The sequence below is a fragment of the Finegoldia sp. BIOML-A4 genome (genome assembly GCF_009679635.1).
GTDB lineage: Bacteria > Bacillota > Clostridia > Tissierellales > Peptoniphilaceae > Finegoldia > Finegoldia magna.
In genome coordinates this window covers 178,229-203,689 of the sequence record NZ_WKZC01000001.1, presented here as the reverse complement: position 1 = coordinate 203,689, position 25,461 = coordinate 178,229, and the positions used below count along the sequence as shown (strand labels likewise).

Genomic DNA, 25,461 nt, shown 5'->3' with positions numbered 1-25,461 from the left:
TTTTAGATTTTTATCTATATTTAAAATTCTTATTTACTAACTTTGACCATTGCAGGTCTAATACATTTGTTATTCAAAATGTAACCTTTTTGGAATACTTCTAAGATCATATCTGAATCCTTATCACTATCTTCAGTAATAACAGCATGATGATAGTTTGGATCAAATTTATCTGAACAATCTACTTCTTCCAATCCAAAATCTTTTAAAGATAAAAGTAGGTTATCTCTAATTAGCTCAACTCCATTAGAGAACTCATCTTTTTCTTCTTTACTACTGATAGCTCTATCTAAGTCATCTATTATAGGTAGAATTTTCAAAATCAAAGACTCATTGGCTAATTCAATAGACTGTTGTCTTTCTCTATTTGTTCTATTCTTATAGTTGATAAAATCAGCTTGTAATCTTTTTAAAGAATCTTTTAAATCTTCTATTTCAGAATTTACAACTTCATCTTTGTCGCTTTCGACTTCTCCTTTTACTGACTCATTTTCAGCTTCATTTTTATTTATTTTTTCTTTTTCTAAGTCTTTTTCTCCATTTTTTACATCTTCTGAAGATTGATTTTGCTTCAAATTTTCTTCGTTATCTTTCATAATAATCCCCCCTAATAATTAATCCATTAATTCTTCTAGATAATTTAAACATAGCTTCTATTGAAAGTTCATAATTCATTCTCATGGGAGCAACAATAGCTATAACACCGATGTTATTCTTGTTGAAGAAATAAGAACTCTTGATGATTGTGTTTTCAACAAGTGATTGTTCTTTATTTTCCTCTCCCACTTTAATGTCCAAGAAATTATCTGAAGAATTCAGAATGTTCACTATTTTGTCTTTATCTTCAAGGTATTCTATTATGCTTTTGACTTTGTCTAAGTCGCTGTATTCACTATATTTGAAAATATTTGATAAGCCTTCAACGGATACATACATTGAAGATAACTTATCTTTTTCATTTTCAATAATATCGGTAATTGCACCTTTAAAAAGATTATTATATTTGTATTTTGAAGAAAATTCATCTAAATTATCATAAACTTCATTTAAATTTTTCCCTAAAAAAAGTTTCTTCAATAGAAAATTAATCTTAATTAATTCATTTGATTCTATGGCTTGCTCTGATGAAATCACAGTATGATTTAAGTCACCAGAATCATATAACGTTAATAAAACATAATTATAATCGCTTATAGGAAGTAACTCTATGTGTGATAAATGCATCCTATCTGATTTTTTTAACATAGAAATAACCGGATACTGAGTTATTTCAGAAATAAACTGAGAAGAAGATTTAATCAATTTCTCAGGTTCAACAATTCTTTCATAGGGTTTTCTTATAGACATTAATGAAGAACTAGAATCATCAGTTTTATAAAGTTTGTCTAGAATATAATCCACATACAATCTGAAAGCTTTTTGGGATGGAATTCTTCCTGATGAAATATGAGATTGTACTAAATATCCCAAATCTCCTAAATCGCTCATCTCATTTCTGATAGTAGCTGGACTGAATCCTATATTATAATTCTTAGATAAAACTCGAGATCCAATTGGCTGAGCAGTCTTTATATAATTGTCTATAGTCGCGAGTAAGATATTAAATTTTCTTTGTGTTAAATTTTCATTCAAGACCTCACCTCTTTTTGTTAGCAACCTATTACCTTGAGTGATAATAAAATTATACACTACGATTTATACTGTGTCAAGTGTTATACTAAAATATCTACGAAAAAACTATTTGACACGAAAAAGCCTTGATTTGTAAAGCTTATATTGTTGTTGTTTAAAGTTAACAATCCTTTATTGATCCAGTTTTCGATTAATTTTTTGTTATTCGTATATAAATTTATGCCAAATTTTTCAAAGTATTCTTTTAAATCTAATCCATCTTTTAATCTCATATTGGTTATTATGAATTCAAATTCTCTTTTTTCTAAATCAATTATCTCAGAAAAACTAATAGGCTTTTCATTTTTTATTATTTTGTTTTTGTAATCGGGGTAGAAAAACTCATTTGTATATCTCAGTTGATTTAAATATCCAGATGAAGATAAACCAAATCCGTAATACTGCTCGTCTTTCCAATAAATCTTGTTGTGAATGGATTCAAAATTATCTTTTGCAAAATTAGAAATTTCGTAATGTTTGTAATTTTCTAATCCATTACAAATCTTCATATACATTTCGTATTCTATATCATCATTTCTATTTATGTCTTTATAGTTTTTGTAAAATTTTGTTCCAGGTTCTAATATCATGTTATACCACGATACATGGTTTGGATTAAGTTTTCTAATATAATAAAGATCATTATCTAGAGACTCTAAGGGTTGATTTGGAAATCCAAATATTAAATCAATTGAAATATTATCAATGTAATTTCTAATTATTTCAAATGACTTTAAAACATCTGATACTTTGTGCCCTCTTCCTAAAAATTTGTTGTACTGATCATTAAATGATTGAACTCCCAATGATATTCTATCTATACCAACTTTTTTATAGTTTTCTATTTTTTCTTTTGTGACGAACTCTGGATTGCATTCAATAGTAAATTCCTCTAATTGTAAGTTAAAACAGTTATCTATTAAGTTATACGTTTTTTCAATATATTTAGAATCCACAAGATTCGGTGTTCCTCCTCCTATATAAATGGTATCTATTCTGTCATTAGGATTTTTGTACATACTTATTTCTTTTTGTAATAAATCAAAGTATTCATCAACTCTTTGATATTGTTTCGTCATTGTTGAAAAATCACAATAATTACACTTATAAGCACAAAAAGGTATGTGAATATAGATTCCTTTCATAACTCCTCCTATAAAAATAAGCCAAACTTTCGCTTGGCTTAACAAATTTAATTTCCTTCATCATATTTTAAGACTGATAAGAAAGCTTCTTGAGGAACATCTACGCTACCTACAGATCTCATTCGCTTTTTACCTTCTTTTTGTTTTTCTAATAGTTTACGCTTTCTAGTTATATCTCCACCGTAACACTTAGCAAGTACATCTTTTCTGTATGCTTTTATAGTTTCTCTTGCGATAATTTTATTTCCTATTGCAGCTTGTACAGGAATTACAAATTGATGTCTTGGTATTTCATCTTTAAGTTTCGTTACTATTTTTCTTGCTCTTTCATAAGCTAAATCTTCGTGAACAATTAATGTTAACGCGTCAACTTTTTCTGAATTAATCATTATTTCAAGTTTAATTAAATCAGATTTTTCATAACCAATTAATTCATAATCCAAAGATGCGTAACCTCTTGTTTTTGATTTTAAAGCATCATAGAAATCATAAATTACTTCATTTAATGGTAATTTGTATTTTATTGTTACTCTTTTTTCATCAAGGTAAGTCATGTCAATGAAAGTTCCTCTTTTTCCTTGACAAAGTTCCATAATTACTCCGACATAATCTGTAGGAGTCATGATTTCTGCATTAACAACAGGCTCTTCAACATAATCAATTTCAGTTTCCTTTGGGAAATTTGTAGGATTTTGTATTTCTACTTCAGTTCCATCTTTTTTATGAACTTTATATATTACACTTGGAGCAGTAGCAATGATATCTAAGTCAAACTCTCTATCTAATCTTTCTTGAATAATTTCCATGTGTAACAACCCTAAAAATCCACATCTCAATCCAAAACCTAGTGCGATTGATGTTTCATTTTCAAATGTTAAAGCTGCGTCATTAACTTGAAGTTTTTCTAGTGCATCTCTTACAGAATTGAAATCTTCACCTTCAGCAGGATAAATACCACAATAAACCATTGGTGTAACTTGCTTATATCCTTCCAGAGGTTTATCCACAGGATTGTTTTTATCTGTTATAGTGTCACCTACTCTAGCATCTTTTACATTTTTTATACTGCAGACAACATATCCTACATCTCCAGCACTAATTTCATCTGTGCTTATCATTCCGGAAGATGTGTAACCGCATTCAGTAACTTCAAATGATTTGTTAGTAGACATCATTAAAATTTCTGATCCTGGCTTTATACAACCATCAAAAACTCTTACATAAACGACAACACCTTTGTAAAAATCGTAATATGAATCAAATATCAATGCCTTTAAAGGCTTATTTTCATCTCCAATTGGTGCAGGAACATTGTTTACTATGTCTTCTAAAACATCTACTATATTTATTCCTTCTTTCGCCGATACTGCAGGAACATTTTCAGCATCTAATCCAATAATATCTTCTATTTCTTTTTTGGCAAAATCAATGTCGGCACTTGGCAAATCAATTTTATTTATTACAGGTAAAATTTCTAAATTTTGGTCGATGGCCAAGTATACATTTCCTAATGTTTGCGCTTCTACACCTTGTGTTGCATCGACGATTAATACTGCACCTTCACACGCTTTTAATGATCTACTTACTTCATAAGTAAAATCAACATGGCCAGGTGTATCTATTAAATTTAGGTTATATACATTACCATCTTTAGCCTTATATGATAATTTAATAGCCTTTAATTTGATTGTTATTCCTCTTTCGCGTTCTAAATCCATAGAATCCAAAACCTGTTCACTCATTTCTCTATGAGTAAGCATACCTGTCTCTTCAATCAATCTATCAGCTAAAGTTGATTTGCCATGATCTATATGCGCTATTATTGAAAAATTTCTTATGTATTTTTTATCGTGTTTCATTTAAATCTCCTAAATCGAACCAATCTTATCAACAGGATATAATCTAAAGAAAACAACACCGATTATTGAATCTTTATTAATGGGTCCGATATACCTGCTGTCATTATAATCATCTAGTTCTCTATTATCATTTATAACAAAATATTCATCTTTACTTAAAACCCATTTATTGTTGTTTAATTTTTTGGACTGTTGTAGTAGAATATAAGGTTCATATATTCTTTTTCCATTAACAAAAATATCATCATTTATAATTTCCACTGAATCCTTAGGCATTGCAATAACTCTTGCAATATTAGATTCTGAATCCTTCTGATCATAATACTGAACTATATCAGTTTTTTTAATATATCCAGTAATTTTGTTTAATTTGTTAATGAGAACAAAATCTCCAGAAGTTAAAGTGGGACTCATATTTGATGATTTTACTATTTGTGTTTGTAAAATAAAAGTTTTTATTACGAAACATACTACTAAAGCTATAAATATTGCAAATAGCAAATTTGAAAACTTATTATTTAAAAATTTCTTCATACTATCACCATTCTTTACCAACCTATTATAACATAATTTACAATTAATGTTCTAGATTACTTGAAATAATTAATTCTATAGTGTATAATAATAACACTGTTCAAAAATAAAGGAGGGATATTATGGCAAATATTAAATCAGCAATTAAAAGAATTGATGTAACTAAACTTGAAACAGCTAGAAATAAATCTAAAAAATCAGCTATCAAAACTTTCATAAAGAAATTTGAAGCAGCTGTTGAAAAAAACGATAAAGAAGACGCTACTAAATTATTTAATTTAGCAACTAAAAAGATTGACCAAGCTGCAAGTAAGAACACAATTTCTAAAAACAGTGCAGCTAAAAAAATTAGCAGAATGGCTAAAGAATTAAACAAATTAGCATAGAAATAATGTAAAGGATCCATTACATTATTTAAAGGTTGAAGTAAATTCAACCTTTATTTTTTTGCTAAAATTTCGCAAATACTATTTTCTATATAGTACTTAGAATTTAACGTATTTGTTTTTAAGGTAGTTTCTATTTCATACATTTTATGAATCGCAAATCTTAACTGGTCATACCTCCAATTTTTCACAAAAGTTTGAACTTTATTTAATTCGTATGATGATATTTTTACTCTCTTTGTGATTTCAGTTTGCGAAACTTTCAAACGTAGAAGTTCTTTTATATATAATAAATTTCTAAATAATCTAATAACCATATGAAGTGTTTTAAAAGTGTCTGATGTGTCATTTATAAGTAAATTTAAGTAATATATCGTCTTAGATAAATCTTTTGATGCTATTGAATCTGTTAGATCAAAAATATTTTTATCATACTGATTTATAAGAGAATTCAAATCATGTTCTGTTATTTCATCTTTCTCTAAGTTTCTAAACTTATCTAATTCATTATTAACATCAATTAATGTCTTTTCAGAATTTTTTATAAGATAAAGTGAATATTCAATGAAAACATTAACGATATTATTATTAATCTTCTTCCCTTTTAGGTAATTTATTATATAGGCTTTTAATTGATTTCTGTTTAACTTATTGAATTCAATATCTGAGCCATATTTTGTTATTTCTTTTAAAAATTTAGACTTAAATACATTACCGTATGATGTCATGATAATCAAAGTATACTCTGGAATATCTTTTATATAAGGTAATAATTTATCAATACTTTCCTTGTTTTTTGAAATTCCTGTTTTAGTTAAATCTACATCATCGATTAAAATGAGTCTTTTATCACTAAACATAGGAATAGTTTCAGAAGAACTATATATTTTTTCGAAATCTGATAATTCGTACTCATCAAAACTTTGAGCATTGTAGTGCTCTTTTATTAATGAGAGATATTTTTCTATATAAAATTTTTCTTCTCCGTGTATTAAAATTAGATTAGATAACAAATTATTATATAATTTTTGTTTCGCCAATGAAAAATCCATCTTTTGCTCCTCTATTCTTAAAGTAATATAATACGAAAATTGTTGTAATAATTGAATTTTGCTCTTTCACTAAAATATTAAAAATCGAATATTTATCTCTATTAGATCTTATAGTATTAAATATCTTGCTTGAGACAATCTCAATGTTTCCATCTTTATCAGTTCTTTTTATTGGAATATTTAGTTTATTTAAATTATCTAGTGTTTGATGATGTGGGTGTCCATAATCATTTCTTAGACCTACAGAAATAATAGATAATTTGGGATTAACCTTTTTTAAGAAATTTAAATCTGAACTGTTTTTACTTCCGTGATGAGAAATTTTCAACACATCAGATGTTATATCTTCATTTAAAATATTTCTTTCATATTCTCCAGAAATGTCTCCTGTAATTAGTAATGAAATATCATTAACATATACTTTGTAAACTATAGATTTATCGTTCTCTTCATCACTTATGGGTTTATCAATGACTTTGATGTAAACATTTCCAATTTTTAGTAATTGATTATTTTGTAGATTTACGTAATGGTTATTTTGATTATACTTGATTTTTAATATTTTTTCTCCATTGTTCCTAGATAAAACTATTGGATTATAAGATTTATTTATATAAATTAGATTCTTACTATGATCTTCATCAAAATGTGTCAAGAATACATAATCAAGATTATTTAAACCTATTTTGTGAAGATATTCTACAAGGTAAGTTCCAGATTTATCTTCTGATTTGTATGAACCTCCTGTATCTATCATAAAACTTTTAAAATATTGTCTTACAAGTAAGCAATCACCTTGACCAATATCTACAAAGTTTATATGCGTAATAGGATTAAAAATATTTAAAATTACCGGCATAATTACGCTTATAAAAAACATATTTTTTAAAGTTTGTTTATTAAAATCGTTTAAAGTTTTAATGTAGTGTTTGTTATAAATTGCAAATATTATTATATAATAAACAAAAATCATCAATAGAGAAAAGCTCATAAAACTATGAATTTGTATATTAAATGAATTAATTGTAATGAAGATATAATTTATAATCTTTAAACAAAATTTTATAATTTGAACAAATACATAATTAAAGCTATTAGGTATCAAAAGTACAATAGCCGACAATTGTATGATAAGTGTAAAAATAGGTAAAATAATGGTATTTCCAATGATAAAACCAAATGTAAATTCATTAAAAAACCTCAGTTGTATTGGTAATAATATTATATAAACTAAAGTAGAAAGCATCAAATAATTACGTAGTTTGCTATTTTGTTTTTTGAATTTTGGATATAAATATAAAATAGTAAATGTTGCTAAAAAAGAAAAAATAAATCCAACATCAAGTAGATTATATGGATTCATAAGCAAAATTAAGATAGCTGCAATAATTAAATTATTTAAATTATACCAGTCTATCTGCATTTGATTAGATAATTCCACTATAACTAACATAATAAACGCTCTTAATATTGATGAAGGTAGTCCTACTGCATATCCATATATTGCGATTAAAAACAAAGATAACCAAGAAATAATTTTTCTGTTAATCTTAAAAATACCAAATAATTTATTAAAAATCGTGTATAGAATAATAATATGTAGCCCACTTATTGCAAATATATGACTTATTCCTAATGTCTTAACATTATTAGTGTAATCTTCACTCAAAAAATTAAACCATGTAAATACTGACTTTAAAACAGATGATTCAATATCATTAAAATTTGAATCTAATTTAAAAACTATGTGGTTTAAAATTTTGCTTCTAATACTTAAAAAAAGTGAATTAGACTTTCCTATTATATCAGGATCAGTCCTACAGTATATATCTCCATATATATTGCTCTTTAATAAATAAAATTTATAGTTGAACATAAATGGATTACCATTCGTATATGCTTTGTTAACTTTTGATCTTATATTGACAATATCTCCTATATTCAAATCTTTTTTTGTTGTTAATAAAAATTTTATATTATAGTGATTAGTTACCTTTACAATATACTTTTTATTGGATCTGTTTTTATTGATTACTACAGCGTTAATATCTACAAATTCATTATCTTTAATATTTTTATAATTATCATTAATAATGTTTAAATGAAAAATAGTCAGAAATAATACTAACAGTGAGACAATAAGTTTCTTCTTATCTTTAAATAGAAGCAATCCTGTAACCACTACATCAACTGCTAGAAATATCGGATTGAAATATATGTATAAAATTGTTGTTAAAATTATCTGTATTAAAATTACCGTAGTGATTAACATTTTTCACCTAATTAATAGGAATCACAGCTAATAATCGCTGTGATTCCTTGTATTTTTAATTATTTGCTTAAATTATAAAAAGTTTTTATTCCATCATATACTGCAGTAGATTCTAGCATATCTTCAATTCTTAATAATTGATTATATTTACAGATTCTATCAGTTCTTGATGTTGAGCCAGTTTTAATTTGTCCAGCATTTGTAGCGACAGCAACATCGGCTATAGTAGTATCTTCTGTTTCTCCCGATCTATGAGATATTACGGCAGTGTATCCATGTCTTTTAGCTAGTTCTATGGAATCAAGAGTTTCAGTTAAAGTTCCTATTTGATTTAATTTGATTAGAATGGAGTTACATATACCCATTTCTATACCTTTTTGTAATCTCTTAACATTTGTTACAAATAAATCATCGCCAACTAATTGAATTTTTGAACCTAATTCTTTAGTTAGTTTTTTCCAACCATCCCAATCATCTTCAGCTAATCCGTCTTCAATAGAAATAATAGGATATTTTTCAACTAAGTTTTTATAATATTCAATCATTTCATCACTTGATCTAACTGCATTGTCTCCTGCCATATTGTACTTACCATCTTCATAAAATTCACTAGCTGCAGCATCTATAGCAATCATTACATCTTTTCCTGGCTCATACCCAGCTTTTTTAATAGCTTCAACTATAGTTTGTAATGCTTCCTCATTAGATTCTAGATTTGGTGCAAAACCACCTTCATCTCCTACAGCAGTATTTAATTTTCTAGACTTTAATACATTTTTTAAATTATGAAATACCTCAGTACCCATTCTTAAAGATTCTTTGAAGTTTTCTCCACCTACAGGCATAATCATAAATTCTTGAATGTCCACATTATTATCAGCGTGTTGTCCACCATTTAGAATGTTCATCATTGGTACAGGTAAAGTCTTACCGTTTACGCCTCCAATATATTCAAATAATCTTTGTCCATTTTCATCTGCAGCAGCTTTTGCAACAGCTAAAGAAACACCTAAAATAGCATTTGCACCAAGTCTAGATTTATTTTCAGTACCATCTAATTCTATTAGATAATTATCTATTCCAACTTGATCAAACACATCCCAACCTACTAATTCATCTGCTATCTCTAAGTTTACATTATCAACAGCAGTTTCTACTCCTTTTCCTAGAAATCTTTTTTCATCATTGTCTCTTAATTCTACTGCTTCGTGTACTCCAGTAGAAGCACCTGAAGGAACTATCGCTGATCCCATTGCTCCCGCTTCAGTATAAACTTCAACTTCAACTGTAGGATTTCCCCTAGAATCTAAAACTTCTCTTGCATAAATGTCAATTATTGAGCTCATTATTTATTCTCCTTTTTTAATTAAAGATTTACCTGTCATTTCTGAAGGCTTATCTATTTTCATCAATTCTAAAATTGTTGGTGCTATATCAGCTAAGATACCATTATTCAATTTGATATCTTTGTCAGGATATTCTATAAAAGGCACGGGATTAGTTGTATGTGCCGTGAATGGCCCTCCTGTCATTTCATCAATCAAATATTCACTATTCCCATGATCAGCAGTTATCAAAGCGTGATACTTTCCATTTTTATCTATAGATTGTAATATTTCGTCTAGACATTTATCAACAGTTTCAACGGCTATTTTGTCTGCTGAAATTACACCGGTATGACCAACCATATCCGAATTTGCAAAGTTTAAAATGATTAAGTCGTATATATCTTTATTAATGACATCAACTACATGATTTTTAACTTCTACAGCACTCATCTCTGGCTTAAGATCATAAGTTGATACTTTTGGGGATGGAACTAGTATCCTATCCTCATTTTTGAATTCTTTTTCTATACCACCATTAAAGAAAAATGTTACATGGGCATATTTTTCTGTTTCTGCAATTCTTAATTGCTTTAATCCATTTTCAGAAATAATTTGTCCTAATACATTATTATATCTTTGTTTTGGATAAGCTATTTGGACATTTTGGATAGTTTTATCATATTCTGTCATTGTTACAAACAAAATATCTTTGTATTTTGTTCTTTTAAAACCATCAAAATCATCGTCTACAAAAGCTCTTGTAAGTTGTCTTGCTCTATCTGGTCTAAAATTAAAGAATATAAAAGAATCTTCATTTTCGACTTTTGTTATGTTATCATTTTCATCGACTATTGCACATGGTTCAATAAATTCATCAGTGATATTTTTATCATAACTATCTTGTAAATATTCGACTGGGTCATTATTTTTATTTCCTACTCCATTAGTAATGCAATTATATGCTTTTTCTACTCTGTCCCATCTCTTGTCTCTATCCATTGCATAATAACGACCACAAACAGATGCAATCTTACCTACACCAATTTCTTTTATATCGTCTTGTAATTGTTTTAAGTCTGTTATTGCAGATGTTGGTGACACATCTCTACCATCTGTAAAACAATGTATTACTACATCATGAAAATCTAATTTTTTGCACATTTTAAGAATTGCTACAAGGTGGTCATAATGAGAATGAACTCCACCAAAAGAAACTAATCCTAGTAGATGAAGTTTTTTATTTTTTTCTTTAGTTTTTAAGATAATATTTTTTAAAACTTCATTTGTATAAAATTTTCCAGATTCTATGTCATTAGTAATTTTACTTAAATCTTGATAAATTATTCTACCAGAACCAATATTCATGTGTCCTACTTCAGAATTTCCCATTTGACCCGCCGGAAGACCTACTTCATTTCCTGAAGCAATCAATTGTGAATTTGGATATTCACTCATTAGTCTGTCAAAAGTTGGAGTATCAGCTAATTTAATAACATTTCCTGGATAGTCTTTGCCTAATCCCCAACCATCTAAGATTATAAGAATTAATTTGTCTTTTTTATTTTCCATAATTAATTAGTTTAGAAAAACTTCCTGCTTCTAAACTCGCACCCCCTACTAAAGCTCCATCAATGTCTTCTTTCGACATAATATCAGTTACATTTTCAGGTTTTACACTTCCACCGTATTGTATTCGAACTGAATCAGCTAAATCTTTACTATACATTTCTGTTAATAAATTTCTAATAAATTTACACATTGATTGTGCATCGTCACTTGAAGCTGTTTTACCGGTTCCAATAGCCCATATTGGTTCATAAGCGATTACAAGTTTAGATTTTAACTCTTCTTCGCTTATTCCCTTTAAGTCTGATCTAATTTGTGATTCTACAATTTTTTCGTGATTGTTAGATTCTCTTTGTTCTAAGTTTTCTCCGCAGCAAAGTATTGGTTTAAGTTTGTGATTTAAAGCTGATATTATTTTTTTATTTAATAGTTCATCATCTTCTTTGAATAGTGTTCTTCTTTCAGAATGACCAATTATAACATAGTCCACTCCCAAATCTTTAAGCATATTTGGAGAAATTTCTCCTGTAAAAGCACCGCTATCTTCGAAATACATATTTTGTGCTCCAGTAGAAATATTTGTATGTTTTAAGGCTTCTGTAAGAGTTTTTAGTGATGTGAATGGAGATATAATGCAAGCTTCGACATTATCAGAAACTCTCAGATTCTTTAAATCATTTAAGAAATGCTTAGTTTCTCCATCTGTCATATTCATTTTCCAGTTTCCTGCAATTAATGGTTTTCTCATATTACTATCTCTCATCAATACAATCAATACCAGGTAACACTTTGCCTTCTAGAAATTCCAAAGAAGCTCCACCACCTGTTGAAACATGTGTTACCTTGTCTTTATTTCCGGATTTTGCAATTGCTGAAGCACTATCGCCGCCACCAACAATAGTTGTAGCATCAGATTTTACTAAAGAATTTGCAACTTCAAAAGTACCTTTACTAAATTGTTTAATTTCAAATACACCCATTGGCCCATTCCATACAATAGTCTTGGATTTTTGTATTTCTTCGTCAAAAATCTTTATTGTTTTCGTGCCAATATCAAATCCAGCAATATCGTCTGTAAATTCATCTATACCAATTATTTTTGAATCAGATTCTTCAGTCATTTCTTTAGCTGCCACGAAATCCACTGGCAAGAATATTTTAACTCCTCTTTCTTGAGCTTTTTGCAATAGAGATTTTGCTAAATCTAATTTATCTTCTTCAATTAAGGATTTACCGACATTTTTCCCTTGTGACTTAATGAATGTAAATGCCATAGCCCCACCTATTAGTATAGTATCAACTTTATCCAATAAGTTTTCTATAACTCCAATTTTATCAGAAACTTTTGCACCACCTAATATTGCTGTAAAAGGTCTTTGCGGATCATCAAGAGCTTTTCCCATGATTTCTATTTCTTTTTGAACTAAAAATCCTACAGCACTTGGTAAGAACTTAGACACTCCAACGTTTGATGCGTGAGCTCTATGACTGGTTCCAAAAGCATCGTTTACATATAAATCAGCTAATTGTGATAATTCTTTAGAAAATTCTTCATCGTTCTTTTCTTCTTCTTTTCTATATCTTGTGTTTTGAATTAACATAATTTCTTTAGGTTGTAATTGTTCACTTTGCTCAATAACAGAATTATCCACAACTTTATCATTATCAACAAATTTTACTTCTTGACCAATAATTTCAGAAAGCTTTTCTGCAACCGGCTTTAATGTGAATTCAGTTTTTGGTTCGCCTTTTGGCCTACCTAAGTGACTCATTAAAATAACTTTAGCATTATTATCTATTAAATACTTTATCGTTGCGATAGATGCTTCTATTCTATTCGTATCTGTAATAATACCATCTTTAATTGGAACATTAAAGTCTACTCTAACTAATACTCTTTTATTTTCAACATTTAAATCTTTTAGTGTTTTTTTATTCATAGATTAACCTTTCTTTGAAAAGAGTCGATTGCAAAAATATTTTACCATCGACTCTAAATAGTTTTATTATCTTGTAGCTATAATCTTTGCTAAATCAAATACTCTTGAACTATAACCCCATTCATTATCATACCAAGAAGCAATTTTTACCATATTTCCTAAAGCATAAGTCATATCAGCATCAAATATTGAACTTCTTTCATCTCCAATGATGTCTGAAGACACTAATTGATCTTCAGAATATCCTAAGATTCCTTTTAATTCGCCTTCACTAGCTTTTTTCATAGCATTATTGATATCTTCTTTTGTAACTTCCTTACCTAAAAGAACTGTTAAATCAGTAATAGATCCAGTAGGAGTTGGTACACGAACTGCAAGTCCTGTCATTTTACCTTCTAATTGTGGTAGAACTTTACCAACAGCTTTAGCAGCACCTGTAGTTGTAGGAATCATACTTAAAGCAGCTGCTCTTGCACGTCTTAAATCCTTGTGGTGAGCGTCTTGAATGTTTTGATCGTTAGTATAAGCGTGAATTGTTGTCATTAACCCTTTTTCAATTCCAAATTCATCATCTAAAACTTTAGCTACTGGAGCTAAACAGTTAGTTGTACATGATGCATTGGAAATAATATCATCATTTTCTGGGTCATATTCTTTGTCATTTACCCCAACTACGATCATTTTAACATCTGATTTACCTGGAGCAGTTAATAATACTTTCTTTGCACCAGCTTTAATATGTTTTGATAAACCTTCTTTGTCTTTAAAAGCGCCCGTTGAATCGATAACTAGATCAACACCTAATTCTTTCCAAGGTAATTCTTCTGGATTTCTGTTATTTACAACAGTTATTTCCCTATCACCAATTTTAATTTTGTCATCCGCTAATACTTCAACGTCTTTTTCAAAAGTACGATAAATTGAGTCATACTTTAAAAGATGTGCATTTGTTTTAAGGTCACTTGTAATGTTCAATGCCACTAATTCAAGATCAGGGTCATTTTTTTGAATTAAAATTCTTGTTACATCTCTACCTATTCTTCCAAATCCACTAATTGCTACTTTCATTTAATCCTCCTTGAAATATTTCATAATACATACTTTTATTATATACCCGATATATAATCTTATTAATCAAATTTTAAACCTCAATATGAAGAGTATAATTGGATATATTTGTGCAATGGTCAGATATTCTTTCCAAATTCGATAGAATATCTAAGAAATTAACTCCAACTGTAGAATCACATTCATTGTTGTTAATTCGCTTGATATGATTATGTCTATATTTTTTTTCTAAAAAGTCTACATTATTTTCAATATTTGCGACTTTAGAAGCCAATGATTGATCATTATTTTTAAATGCCATAGTTGAATCTATAATTGCATTTTCTACATTTGTATATAAATCTTTATATTCATCGATAGCTACTTTGCTAAATTCTTTTTCTTCGTCATAAACAAGAGTTACAATTCCACATATATTTTCAACATGATCTCCTATTCTCTCGAGATCATTAAGCATATCTTGCATAATAAAAATTTGTGTATGTTCTTCATCTGAAATAGATTTATTAGATAATTTTACAAGATACTCAACGATATGTTTTTCCAAATTATTAATTCTTTTTTCTTCTGCTAATATTTTTGATCTTAGTTTTTTGTTACCTGTCATAAAGTATTCATCAACATTTTTAAAATTTTGATATACAATGTCACTCATTCTAATAACTTCAAGTCTAGCTTGTTCAACCGCAATAGAAGGAGTTTCTAAAATTCTGTCATCTAAATATTGTAAGTCTTTTGCGTGTTCTTCACCTGGAACAATTTTCATAGCAGCTTTAACTAAAAAGTTTGAAACTGGAAGTTGAATTGCAACGTTTATTATATTGAATAAAGTATGATAATTTGCTATTTGTCTTGAAACATTTAATGGAGTTAACATAGATACAATGTTTTGCATCAATTTATTTAAAAATAATAGTACAATTATCGTACCAATTGCGTTAAATAATAAATGTATTATTGCTGCTCTTTTAGCATTTTTCCCTGCTCCTACTGATGAAAGTAAAGCAGTAGTAGTAGTACCAATATTGCCCCCTAATAATAGAGGAGCTGCTTGATTGATTGTTAATAATCCCTGTTTCCCCAAAGCTTGTATTAAACCAATAGAGGCCGAAGATGATTGTACTGCAGTAGTTAAGAAAAATCCTACAAAAACTCCAATTATCGGTGAGTTTAATTTTAATAAAGCATTTTTAAACCACAATTCTTTAGATAATGGATTTAATCCATCTCCCATAGTATTCATTCCTATGAAAATTAAACCTAGACCAACAAAGACTTCACCTAGATTTTTTTTCCTATCATCTTTTGCACTCATATATAAAAGTACACCAAAAGCTACAATTAATGGTGCATATTTCGCAATATCAAAAGCGATTATTTGCGCAGTAATTGTAGTTCCGACATTTGCTCCTATAATTACTCCAACAGCTTGATTCAAAGGCATTAAACCTGCATTTACAAAGCCCACAACCATTACTGTTGCTGCAGATGATGATTGTATTACCATCGTTACTACTATACCTAGTAACACACCTATGTATTTATTCCTAGTTAAAGAACCTACTATCTTTTTTAATTTATTACCTGACGATTTTTGGAGACCTTCACCCATTATTGTCATTCCGAACAAGAAAAGTGCTAACCCACCTAAAACCGGAGTTATAATATCCATAATACCTCCTACTTTAATCCTGGAAAATCTATCTGTCTCAATGCTTCAAATAAAACTATATTGCACGAATTTGCTAAATTTAATGATCTATCAATTTCCATATTCATTGGAATCTTTATAGAATGATCATTGTGCTTAGCTACCAAATCTTTATCTATACCTGAAGATTCCTTTCCGAACACGAAAAAATCACCATCTTGATATTCAAGCTCATGATAATAATTTGTTGCAAAAGTTTCAACATAAAAAACTCTATCATTTCCTTTAATATATTCTAAAAATTCATTCATATCATCATGAATAACTAAATCAACTTTATCCCAATAATCCATGCCGGACCTCTTTAATAATTTGTCATCTAGTCTAAAGCTAAATGGCCTAACTAAATGTAATCTAGAATTAGTTAGAACACAAGTTCTTCCTATATTCCCTGTATTTGAAGGTTTCTCAGGTTCTAAAAGAACAATATTTATCATATCCACCTCTTTACGATTCTTTAACTATATTTTAATATTCCCATAAAAAATATACCATAAAAGAAATAGTATTTCAATTTTAAAAACGATTAAAATTTTAAAACAAAAAGACCATCAACACAAAATTGTTGACGGTCTGTCGATTATAAATATTGTTTTATTTTTTCAACTATTTTTTCTGTTGTAAATCCAAAGTGATCCATTATTTTACTACCTGGAGCGCTCATTCCGAACTCATCTATTCCTATATTTAATCCATTAAGTCCAGTATATTTTTGCCATCCATAAGTTGACAAACATTCAATGCTAACTCTTTTTTCAACATTTTTTGGAATAACAGAATCTTTGTATTCTTGATCTTGTTTGTCGAAAATTTCTTGACACATCATTGATACAACTTGAGCCTTAACTCCTTCTTTTTCAAGAGCCTCACTTGCATCTAATGCAAGTTTAACTTCAGAACCTGTTGCTATTATTACTAAATCAGGAGACTCTTGTTTTTTTAGAATATATCCTCCTTTTAAGGCTTGTTCGTTAGTTTCTTTTAAATTAACTAATTTTTGTCTAGATAATACTAAAGCAGTTGGTGTTTCCTTATTTTCTAATGCTATCTTGTATGCCATTGATGTTTCAAAGCCATCAGCAGGTCTAATAGTATTAAGATTTGGAATAGTTCTAAGCATTGCTAATTGTTCTATTGGTTCATGAGTAGGTCCGTCTTCTCCAACACCAATTGAATCATGAGTCAATATATATAGTACTTGTCTCTTCATTAAAGATGACAATCTCATCGCTGGTTTTAAATAATCTGAAAAAATCATAAATGTAGCGCAATAAGGAATTAATCCACCATATAAACTTATACCATTCGTGATAGCAGCCATTGCGTGTTCTCTAACACCGAATTGTATGTTTCTTCCAGATCTATTTGTTTGCGTAAATACATCTAAACCATCCATAAATGTTTTATTAGATGGAGCTAAATCTGCAGATCCTCCAACAATATTTAATTGTTTATCTTTTAATCTATTTAATAAAACATGTGAGTATGATCTAGTAGCATCATCTTTTTCGAAGCTAGTAAACTCTTTAGATGTTAAATATTCTTCATCAATTTCTTTAGATAAGAATTTCATTAATTTATCGTAAAGGTCTTTGTGAGTGTGTTTATAGTCTTCAAACATACTTTCCCATTCAGAATAATAGTTTTCCTTTTCTGAAGTTGATTGAGCAAAAAGTTCCTTAACTTCTTGCGGAATATAAAATTCTTCTGTAAAGTCTAATCCTAATTTTTCTTTTAAACTTGGAATGTTTTCTGCGCCAATTGGAGCTCCATGCGCTTTTGCAGTTCCTTCAACGACACTTCCATAGCCAATTTTTGTTTTTATTTCAATAAATGATGGTTTATCTGTTGTTTTCGCAAGTTCGATAGTTTCTCTTATTTTTTCTATATCATTTCCATCTTCTACAAAATAAGTATCCCAGCCCAACGCTTCATATCTAGCTCTGACATTTTCCGAGAAAATATTTTTTGTATCGCCTTCAATTGTTATATTGTTAGAATCATATAAACAAATCAATTTTGAAAGTTTTAATGATCCAGCTATTGAACTAGCTTCATTAGTTATTCCTTCTTGAAGACAACCATCACCAACAATTGTATAAGTATAGTTATCAAAAATTTTGTGGTTTTCGGTATTAAATTGGCTGGCCATATATTCCTGAGCAATTGCCATACCAACAGCCATGCTCAATCCTTGTCCTAAAGGACCAGTCGTAGCATCAATTCCTTTTGTATGCAAATATTCTGGATGTCCTGGTGTTAAGCTGTTGTATTGTCTAAATTCTTTTAAATCATCAACAGTTATTCCAAATCCAAACAAATGTAAAAGTGAATATAACATTGCAGACCCATGTCCAGCTGATAAAATAAATCTGTCCCTATTTATCCAATCGCTGTGTTTTGGTGAAAAATGCATTATGTCATTAAATAATGTAAATGTCATGGGGCTTGCACCTAAAGGAAGTCCAGGGTGGCCTGAATTCGCTTTTTGAATCATTTCTACAGATAATAATCTAATAGTGTTAATAGATAATTGTTTTTTGTCCATATCATTCTCCTCTATAAAATTCCAATGTTATTATATCACATTATTTAATCTACTTTAATGAGTATTTGCTTCCAATATCCACAACAATTCCCAACAATTCCATTTTTGTTAAACTCATCAATACATCAGATATATCTTCATTTAATTTTATAGAAATTTCATCTGGTGAATTGGCGTCAATTTTCAATAAATTATATATTTTACGTTCTAAATCATTCAAATCAAAACTTAATTGTGGCTTTTCCATATATTTATTTTGAAACTCAGGGATTTGAGTTATAATATCCAAAACGTCGGTTAATATGTAAGCTCCATCTTTTATTAATTGATTAGTTCCGGTCGAATAAACTGAGTTAATATTTCCTGGAACAGCAAATATATCTCTACCTTGAGACAAGGCATAAGATGATGTGATTAATGTACCGCTTTTTTCTTTTGCTTCAATAACGACAGTTGCAAGTGATAAACCAGAAATAATTCTATTTCTAAATGGAAAATTATATGGCAATGGTGCTATTCCAAAAGGATATTCACTCATAATTACTCCGTTATGTGAAGAAATCATATCTTGAAACACTCTATAATTGCTCCTTGGATAAACTTGGTCTATTCCACACCCTAAAACTCCAATTGTTTTATTATTATTTTCAAGAGAAGTTTGATGAGAAATTTTGTCTATACCAAGAGCCAAACCACTAACAACTGGTATTTTATATTGTGATATTTCAGATACAAATTTTTTACATGCATAAGATCCATATTGACTACATTTTCTAGCTCCGACAAATGAAACACAATTATCGAAATCTTCAGTCAAATCACCTTTATAGTACAAAGTATATGGTGCATCATCTATTTCAAGTAATTTTTTCGGATATTTTGAATCACCATATGTAGTAAATTTTATACTGTTTTTCCATAATTTTTCTTTGTACAAATTTATATCGAATTTTTTCATATTTTTTAGAATAAATTCGTAAATTTTAGGATCTACTTCTAAAAGTTTTTTTGCATTATCGTAGATAATATCATCTAATGTATTATAGTTTTCAATAATTGGACCTATCCAATTATAATTCGTGTTTAAACTACTCAAAAATAATAATAAATCTGAATCCATAATTTACTCCTTTTCTTTATATATAGAATACCATTAATATTTATTTTTTTACAATAAAAAAAGTCGACTATTATAAAATAATCGACTAATTTTTAATAGATTACAACTGGCATTCCATTTTCAGCCGAATTGAAAATTGTACGAACATGATTTATAGGAGTATTTATACAACCATGACTTCCAGCACCATTAAAGATTTGTCCACCGTAGGCGGCCCTTCCCTTTGTATCGTGAATTCCTACACCAGTATAGTCAATTTGCATCCAATAATCTACATGAACTTTATATTTTGATCCGTCTGGATTAAATCCTCTTAAAAATCTATCAGTTTCTTTTGACCAAATTTCAAATAATCCTGTTGGTGTTTCGTGGTCAATTGATGGATCTCCTGTAACAACAGGTGTGTCTAATACTAGTTTACCATCTTTAAAATACCACAAATGTTGTGCTCCCAAGCTTATTTCAATATAGCTTTTTCCAAGAACTCCATTATTTCGGCTTCTTCTGCTATATACTAAATCACTATCTATGGTTTTACCATTTTTTAAAGCATCTGTAATCATAGCTACTGTTTGTTTTTTGTTAATTTCATTTCCAAAAACTTTTGCTTTAACTTTTATGGATTTACCATTATGAGTTGTAAAATCAAAATCTTTTCCAACAACTTCAAATTTTTCTTTCAAGTCATCTACAAAAATTCGAACTTTTTTATCTTCAAACTTATAATTTTCATCTAAGAAAATAGAATTATCTTCTATTTTTTGTGATTCTCCGTTTGGCAATTTTAAGGTAATAGAAGCTTTTGCAATATTTTCAAGTTCTTTTTTGTTTGGCTCCAATGATTTTTTCGTAACTTGAGGATTAATATATTCTGAAGATAATTTGATTTCATCCTTGTGTTCATTAAATCCTTTTATTACGGATTCACAAACTTTATCCAAATCAAGCTTATTACCTAATTCTTCAGGTTTGATTATTGCTTTTTTGTTTTCAAAAATCAATTGGGCGTTTTTTGGTTCTTTGATATTTTTAAATAACTCACTATTTTTTAAGGTTTCTTTTAATTTATCAGAATCTACACTTTTCTTAACTTTTACATCTGTTTCTATTCCTTTTATAAGTTCTACTGGCCACAAAAAACCATGTTGCACATAGGTTTGATTTTCCAAAGCAACTTGTTTTAAACCCGCTTGTGAATTATTCAATGCAACAGTTTTATTATCTCTTCCGATAATTGATGTGGTTTGTTCATCAAAAATATTTTTAACATCAGAAATTTTTCTTACACCTAAATTTTCACCATTAATTTTTGCGTTAGGATAAGTCATGAAGCTAAAAAATATTGAAACCAATATATAAATACCTAAAAGAATTGATACAACCCAAATCCATGAGTGTGATTTTTGAGATTCTTTCAGTTTATAAATACTATTATTTTTTGAAGACTCATTATTTACTTGACTAGTTTTATTGTCTTCATATTTTTGTAAATCATCTTTCAATTTATCACCTTCTATTAATTATTTCTGTACCTAGAATGATATCATAAATACACAACACTAGTAAACATTTATATTAAATTATACTTTTTCTATAATCTATACTTAATTAAATTTGTGATAATTTTAAATAAAATAACAAAGATTTGCTTTAAAATTGTAAAAAATGATGTATAATTAAATTGATAATACAAATAAAGGGGTGAATTATGGAAAATATTAATCTGGTAGTTTTATCAGATTCTACCGGGGACACAGGTGATCAAATAGCAAGAGCCGCTTTAGCTCAATTTGATATTACTTGTGAAAATGCTAAATTTCACTTATTTGGACATATCCGATCTATCGAGCATCTTAATTCTACATTACAAAAATGCTTAGAAATGGATAATATTATTATATATTATAGTTTAGTTGAAGAAAGTTTAATTGATAGTTTAAAGAAATTTTGTGATATGAATAATCTCATATCGGTAGATATTTTAACTCCATCAATTGTAGCCATCCAAAGGCTAACCAAACGATCTCCAGCAACAAATCCAGGTGCATTACGTAAACTTGACGAACATTATTTTAGAAGAATTGATGCAATTGAATTTGCTGTAAGATATGATGATGGAAAAGATCCAAGAGGAGTCGCTAGAGCTGATATAACAATTATTGGTGTTTCTAGAACTTCGAAAACACCATTATCTATGTATCTTGCAAATAAGCATTACAAAGTTTGCAACATTCCACTTGTACCAGAGTCACCAGTCCCAAAGGAACTTTTTGAAATCGAACCAAAAAGAGTCATCGGTCTTACTAACTCTCCTGATAAGCTAAACAAAATCAGAAAAGAAAGACTAAAATCTATGGGATTGCCAATTGAAAGTACATACTCTGATTTGGGTAGAATACTTGACGAATTAGATTATGCTGAGAAGGTAATGAAGAAAATCGGATGTCCTATTATAAACGTTTCTGACAGAGCAATTGAAGAAACGGCAGAAGTTATTATCAGACATCTAAAAAAAATGAATGATTAAAAAGGAGTTTTTTAAATGACAGAAAAATATGTTTACAGTTTTAAAGAAGGTAATAAAGACATGCGAAGCCTTCTTGGTGGAAAAGGTGCCAACTTAGCCGAAATGACTAATATGGATATACCTGTTCCAACAGGATTTACTATTACTACTGAAGCTTGTAACAAATTTTATCAAGAAGACGAAAAATTATGGGATGGATTATTTGAAGAAATCAAATCTCATATTGAAGAAACAGAAAAAGAATTAAACAAGAAATTTTCCGATGAAGAAAATCCTCTACTGTTTTCTGTTCGTTCTGGCGCTGTAATATCTATGCCAGGTATGATGGACACAATCTTAAACCTAGGTTTAAATGATAAATCTGTTATCGGTTTAGCCAAATCAACTAATAACGAAAGATTCGCTTATGATTCTTATAGAAGATTTATTCAAATGTTTTCAGATGTTGCAAGAGAAATTCCTAAAGTATTATTTGAAAACGAATTAGATAAAATAAAAGAAGAAAAAAACGTTACAGATGATACAGATCTTGATAGCGAAGATTTAAAGAAAATTGTTGAAAAATTCAAACAAATCTACAAAGAAGAAATGGGCGAAGATTTTCCACAAGACCCTATCGATCAATTGAGATATGCAATAGAAGCAGTTTTTAGATCTTGGAATAATCCTAGAGCCAAAATTTATAGACAATTAAACGGCATCGATGATAAATTAGGTACTGCAGTAAACATTCAATCAATGGTATTCGGTAACATGGGAAATACATCTGGAACAGGTGTTGCATTCTCAAGAAACCCTGCAACTGGTGAAAATAAATTATTTGGTGAATTCTTAATGAATGCACAAGGTGAAGATGTTGTTGCTGGTATAAGAACTCCTCAACCAATCAGTCAATTACAAGACGTTATGCCTAAAGTATATGAACAATTCCATTCTATAACTAAAAGATTAGAAAAACACTACAGAGATATGCAAGATTTGGAATTCACAATTGAAAATTCTAAATTATATTTACTTCAAACTAGAAACGGAAAAAGAACTGCTATCAGTGCATTAAACGTTGCAGTAGATCAAGTAAATGAAGGTTTAATTTCAAAAGAAGAAGCTATTTTAAGAATCGAACCAAATAGTTTAAATCAACTCCTACACCCTACTTTTGATCAAAAAGAATTAGAAAATGCTGAAGTTATTACAAAAGGTTTAGCTGCTTCACCTGGAGCTGCTAGTGGTCACGTTTATTTTAGTGCTGAAGATTGTAAAACAGCTGCATCTAAAGGCATTAAATCAATATTAGTTCGTCAAGAAACATCTCCTGAAGATATTGAAGGTATGATTAAAGCTGAAGGTATATTAACTGCCAGAGGAGGTATGACATCTCACGCTGCAGTAGTTGCACGTGGAATGGGTGCATGTTGTGTAGCAGGTGCTAGTGAAATAAGAGTAGACGAAGAAAACAAAGTAATCAGAGGTAAAAACATCGAAATCAAAGAAGGAGATTTGATTTCATTAGATGGTAGCACTGGATATGTTTATAAAGGAGAAATTTCTAAGGTAAGTCCAGAACTTACTGGTAACTTTGCCCAATTTATGCAATGGGTTGATGAAATTAAAAGATTAGGTGTAAAAACTAATGCAGATACTCCAAAAGATGCACATCAAGCAAAAGAATTTGGTGCTGAAGGAATTGGATTAACAAGAACTGAGCACATGTTCTTCAACGAAGAAAGAATTCCAATCGTTAGACAAATGATTCTCTCAAACACTACCGAAAGAAGACAAAAAGCTCTTGATAAATTAAGACCTTTCCAAGAAGAAGACTTTTACAACATTTACAAAGAAATGGGAGATTTATCAGTTACTATTAGACTTTTAGATCCACCACTTCATGAATTCTTACCAAAAGAAAAACATGATATTGAAGAATTAGCGAAAGAAATGGATTTAACTTATGATGAAGTAAATGATATTATTTTAGAACTTCACGAAGTAAACCCAATGCTTGGACACAGAGGTTGTAGACTAGCTGTAACTTATCCAGAAATTTATAGAATGCAAGCAAGAGCAATTATTAGCGCTGCTCTAAAAGTTAAAGAAGAAACTTCACATGAAATAGTTCCTCAAATTATGATTCCGCTTGTTGGAGAAAAGAGAGAATTAAAATACGTTAAGGATCAAATAATTGAAGAAATTAATCAAGTATTTGAAGAAACAAATCAAAAATTAGATTATGAAATTGGTACTATGATTGAAATACCAAGAGCTTGTTTAATGGCTGATGAAATTGCCGAAGAAGCTGACTTCTTCAGTTTTGGTACAAATGACTTAACTCAAATGTCATTCGGTTTCTCAAGAGATGATGCTGGTAAGTTCTTATCAGAATATAAAGAAAAGAAAATCTATTCAAGAAGTCCATTTGAAAGATTAGACCAAGAAGGTGTTGGTCAGCTAATCAAAATTGCTATTGAAAGAGGTAAATCTTCAAATCCTGATTTACACGTAGGTATTTGCGGTGAACATGGTGGAGATCCTGAAAGTGTTGAATTCTGTCACAGAATTGGATTAGATTATGTATCTTGTTCCCCATACAGAGTTCCAATCGCAAGATTAGCAGCAGCTCAAGCAGCAGCAAGAGAAAAATTAAAATAATTAGTTTTATTAGATAGAGTAACTATGTTTACTCTATCTTTTTTTGATTTCTAATAACTTATTATGGGAACAATTTATGGTATAATGT

The 25,461-nt window shown here is 29.1% G+C and carries 20 protein-coding genes; 3 read left to right on the top strand and 17 right to left on the bottom strand.

Translation table 11 applies throughout. From position 1 onward, the window contains the following. Window positions 1-29: 29 nt before the first annotated feature. The 5 genes from GKG01_RS00860 to lepB all read right to left on the bottom strand — a co-directional run bounded on the left by GKG01_RS00860 (window position 30) and on the right by lepB (window position 5,209). Window positions 30-596: a nucleotide exchange factor GrpE gene (locus GKG01_RS00860; RefSeq protein ID WP_094207143.1), complete on the bottom strand. Its 567-nt coding sequence runs from the start codon at window positions 594-596 to the stop codon at window positions 30-32. After that, window positions 586-1,632: a heat-inducible transcriptional repressor HrcA gene (gene hrcA / locus GKG01_RS00855; RefSeq protein ID WP_094207144.1), complete on the bottom strand. Its 1,047-nt coding sequence runs from the start codon at window positions 1,630-1,632 to the stop codon at window positions 586-588. The genes GKG01_RS00860 and hrcA overlap by 11 nt, the downstream gene beginning before the upstream one ends. Window positions 1,633-1,712: 80 nt before the next feature. Beyond that, a complete protein-coding gene (hemW, locus tag GKG01_RS00850; RefSeq protein ID WP_154271115.1) occupies window positions 1,713-2,816 on the bottom strand; it encodes a radical SAM family heme chaperone HemW in 1,104 nt (367 codons plus the stop codon). A 47-nt stretch (window positions 2,817-2,863) separates the two neighbouring features. Beyond that, the gene (lepA, locus tag GKG01_RS00845; protein ID WP_154271114.1) at window positions 2,864-4,675 is read right to left on the bottom strand and encodes a translation elongation factor 4; all 1,812 of its coding nucleotides are present in this window, start codon (window positions 4,673-4,675) and stop codon (window positions 2,864-2,866) included. A 9-nt stretch (window positions 4,676-4,684) separates the two neighbouring features. Beyond that, on the bottom strand, window positions 4,685-5,209 hold the full coding sequence (gene lepB, locus GKG01_RS00840) for a signal peptidase I (RefSeq protein WP_154271113.1): 525 nt from the start codon (window positions 5,207-5,209) through the stop codon (window positions 4,685-4,687). Between the two features lie 122 nt (window positions 5,210-5,331). Between lepB and rpsT the strand changes: the two genes are divergently transcribed. Next, on the top strand, window positions 5,332-5,595 hold the full coding sequence (gene rpsT, locus GKG01_RS00835; protein WP_002836452.1) for a 30S ribosomal protein S20: 264 nt from the start codon (window positions 5,332-5,334) through the stop codon (window positions 5,593-5,595). Window positions 5,596-5,648: 53 nt separating this feature from the next. Here the strand turns inward: rpsT and holA are convergent, their stop codons facing one another. The 12 genes from holA to GKG01_RS00775 all read right to left on the bottom strand — a co-directional run bounded on the left by holA (window position 5,649) and on the right by GKG01_RS00775 (window position 21,702). Continuing rightward, window positions 5,649-6,647 (bottom strand): DNA polymerase III subunit delta, encoded by a 999-nt coding sequence (gene holA, locus GKG01_RS00830; RefSeq protein ID WP_154271112.1) that lies wholly within the window; start codon window positions 6,645-6,647, stop codon window positions 5,649-5,651. Beyond that, window positions 6,613-8,919, bottom strand: a complete 2,307-nt coding sequence (locus tag GKG01_RS00825) for a DNA internalization-related competence protein ComEC/Rec2 (RefSeq protein WP_154271111.1) — start codon at window positions 8,917-8,919, stop codon at window positions 6,613-6,615. Before GKG01_RS00825 ends, holA begins: the two co-directional genes overlap by 35 nt. 59 nt (window positions 8,920-8,978) lie before the next feature. Continuing rightward, window positions 8,979-10,265: a phosphopyruvate hydratase gene (gene eno / locus GKG01_RS00820; protein ID WP_154271110.1), complete on the bottom strand. Its 1,287-nt coding sequence runs from the start codon at window positions 10,263-10,265 to the stop codon at window positions 8,979-8,981. Window positions 10,266-10,268: 3 nt separating this feature from the next. Then, window positions 10,269-11,816, bottom strand: coding sequence for a 2,3-bisphosphoglycerate-independent phosphoglycerate mutase (gene gpmI, locus GKG01_RS00815; protein WP_154271109.1), 1,548 nt, complete (start codon window positions 11,814-11,816; stop codon window positions 10,269-10,271). Further along, on the bottom strand, window positions 11,806-12,561 hold the full coding sequence (gene tpiA / locus GKG01_RS00810; RefSeq protein WP_154271108.1) for a triose-phosphate isomerase: 756 nt from the start codon (window positions 12,559-12,561) through the stop codon (window positions 11,806-11,808). The genes gpmI and tpiA overlap by 11 nt, the downstream gene beginning before the upstream one ends. Before the next feature lie 4 nt (window positions 12,562-12,565). Beyond that, a complete protein-coding gene (locus GKG01_RS00805) occupies window positions 12,566-13,753 on the bottom strand; it encodes a phosphoglycerate kinase (RefSeq protein ID WP_154271107.1) in 1,188 nt (395 codons plus the stop codon). Between the two features lie 66 nt (window positions 13,754-13,819). Further along, window positions 13,820-14,821 carry a type I glyceraldehyde-3-phosphate dehydrogenase gene (gap, locus tag GKG01_RS00800; RefSeq protein ID WP_094205702.1) on the bottom strand — a complete coding sequence of 334 codons (1,002 nt, stop codon included), beginning with the start codon at window positions 14,819-14,821 and terminating at the stop codon, window positions 13,820-13,822. 73 nt (window positions 14,822-14,894) lie between these two features. Beyond that, window positions 14,895-16,493, bottom strand: a complete 1,599-nt coding sequence (locus GKG01_RS00795) for a Na/Pi cotransporter family protein (RefSeq protein ID WP_154271106.1) — start codon at window positions 16,491-16,493, stop codon at window positions 14,895-14,897. An 8-nt stretch (window positions 16,494-16,501) separates the two neighbouring features. Then, window positions 16,502-16,969 (bottom strand): tRNA (cytidine(34)-2'-O)-methyltransferase, encoded by a 468-nt coding sequence (locus GKG01_RS00790; protein ID WP_094205704.1) that lies wholly within the window; start codon window positions 16,967-16,969, stop codon window positions 16,502-16,504. A gap of 143 nt (window positions 16,970-17,112) precedes the next feature. Further along, window positions 17,113-19,080 carry a transketolase gene (gene tkt, locus GKG01_RS00785; RefSeq protein ID WP_154271105.1) on the bottom strand — a complete coding sequence of 656 codons (1,968 nt, stop codon included), beginning with the start codon at window positions 19,078-19,080 and terminating at the stop codon, window positions 17,113-17,115. A gap of 49 nt (window positions 19,081-19,129) precedes the next feature. Next, window positions 19,130-20,200 carry a DNA-processing protein DprA gene (dprA, locus tag GKG01_RS00780; protein ID WP_154271104.1) on the bottom strand — a complete coding sequence of 357 codons (1,071 nt, stop codon included), beginning with the start codon at window positions 20,198-20,200 and terminating at the stop codon, window positions 19,130-19,132. Window positions 20,201-20,292: 92 nt separating this feature from the next. Then, on the bottom strand, window positions 20,293-21,702 hold the full coding sequence (locus GKG01_RS00775; protein ID WP_154271103.1) for a L,D-transpeptidase family protein: 1,410 nt from the start codon (window positions 21,700-21,702) through the stop codon (window positions 20,293-20,295). A gap of 206 nt (window positions 21,703-21,908) precedes the next feature. Here GKG01_RS00775 and GKG01_RS00770 point away from each other — a divergent pair, with 206 nt between their 5' ends. Continuing rightward, a complete protein-coding gene (locus GKG01_RS00770; protein ID WP_154271102.1) occupies window positions 21,909-22,727 on the top strand; it encodes a pyruvate, water dikinase regulatory protein in 819 nt (272 codons plus the stop codon). 15 nt (window positions 22,728-22,742) lie between these two features. Further along, window positions 22,743-25,373, top strand: a complete 2,631-nt coding sequence (ppdK, locus tag GKG01_RS00765) for a pyruvate, phosphate dikinase (protein WP_154271101.1) — start codon at window positions 22,743-22,745, stop codon at window positions 25,371-25,373. Window positions 25,374-25,461: the final 88 nt, after the last annotated feature.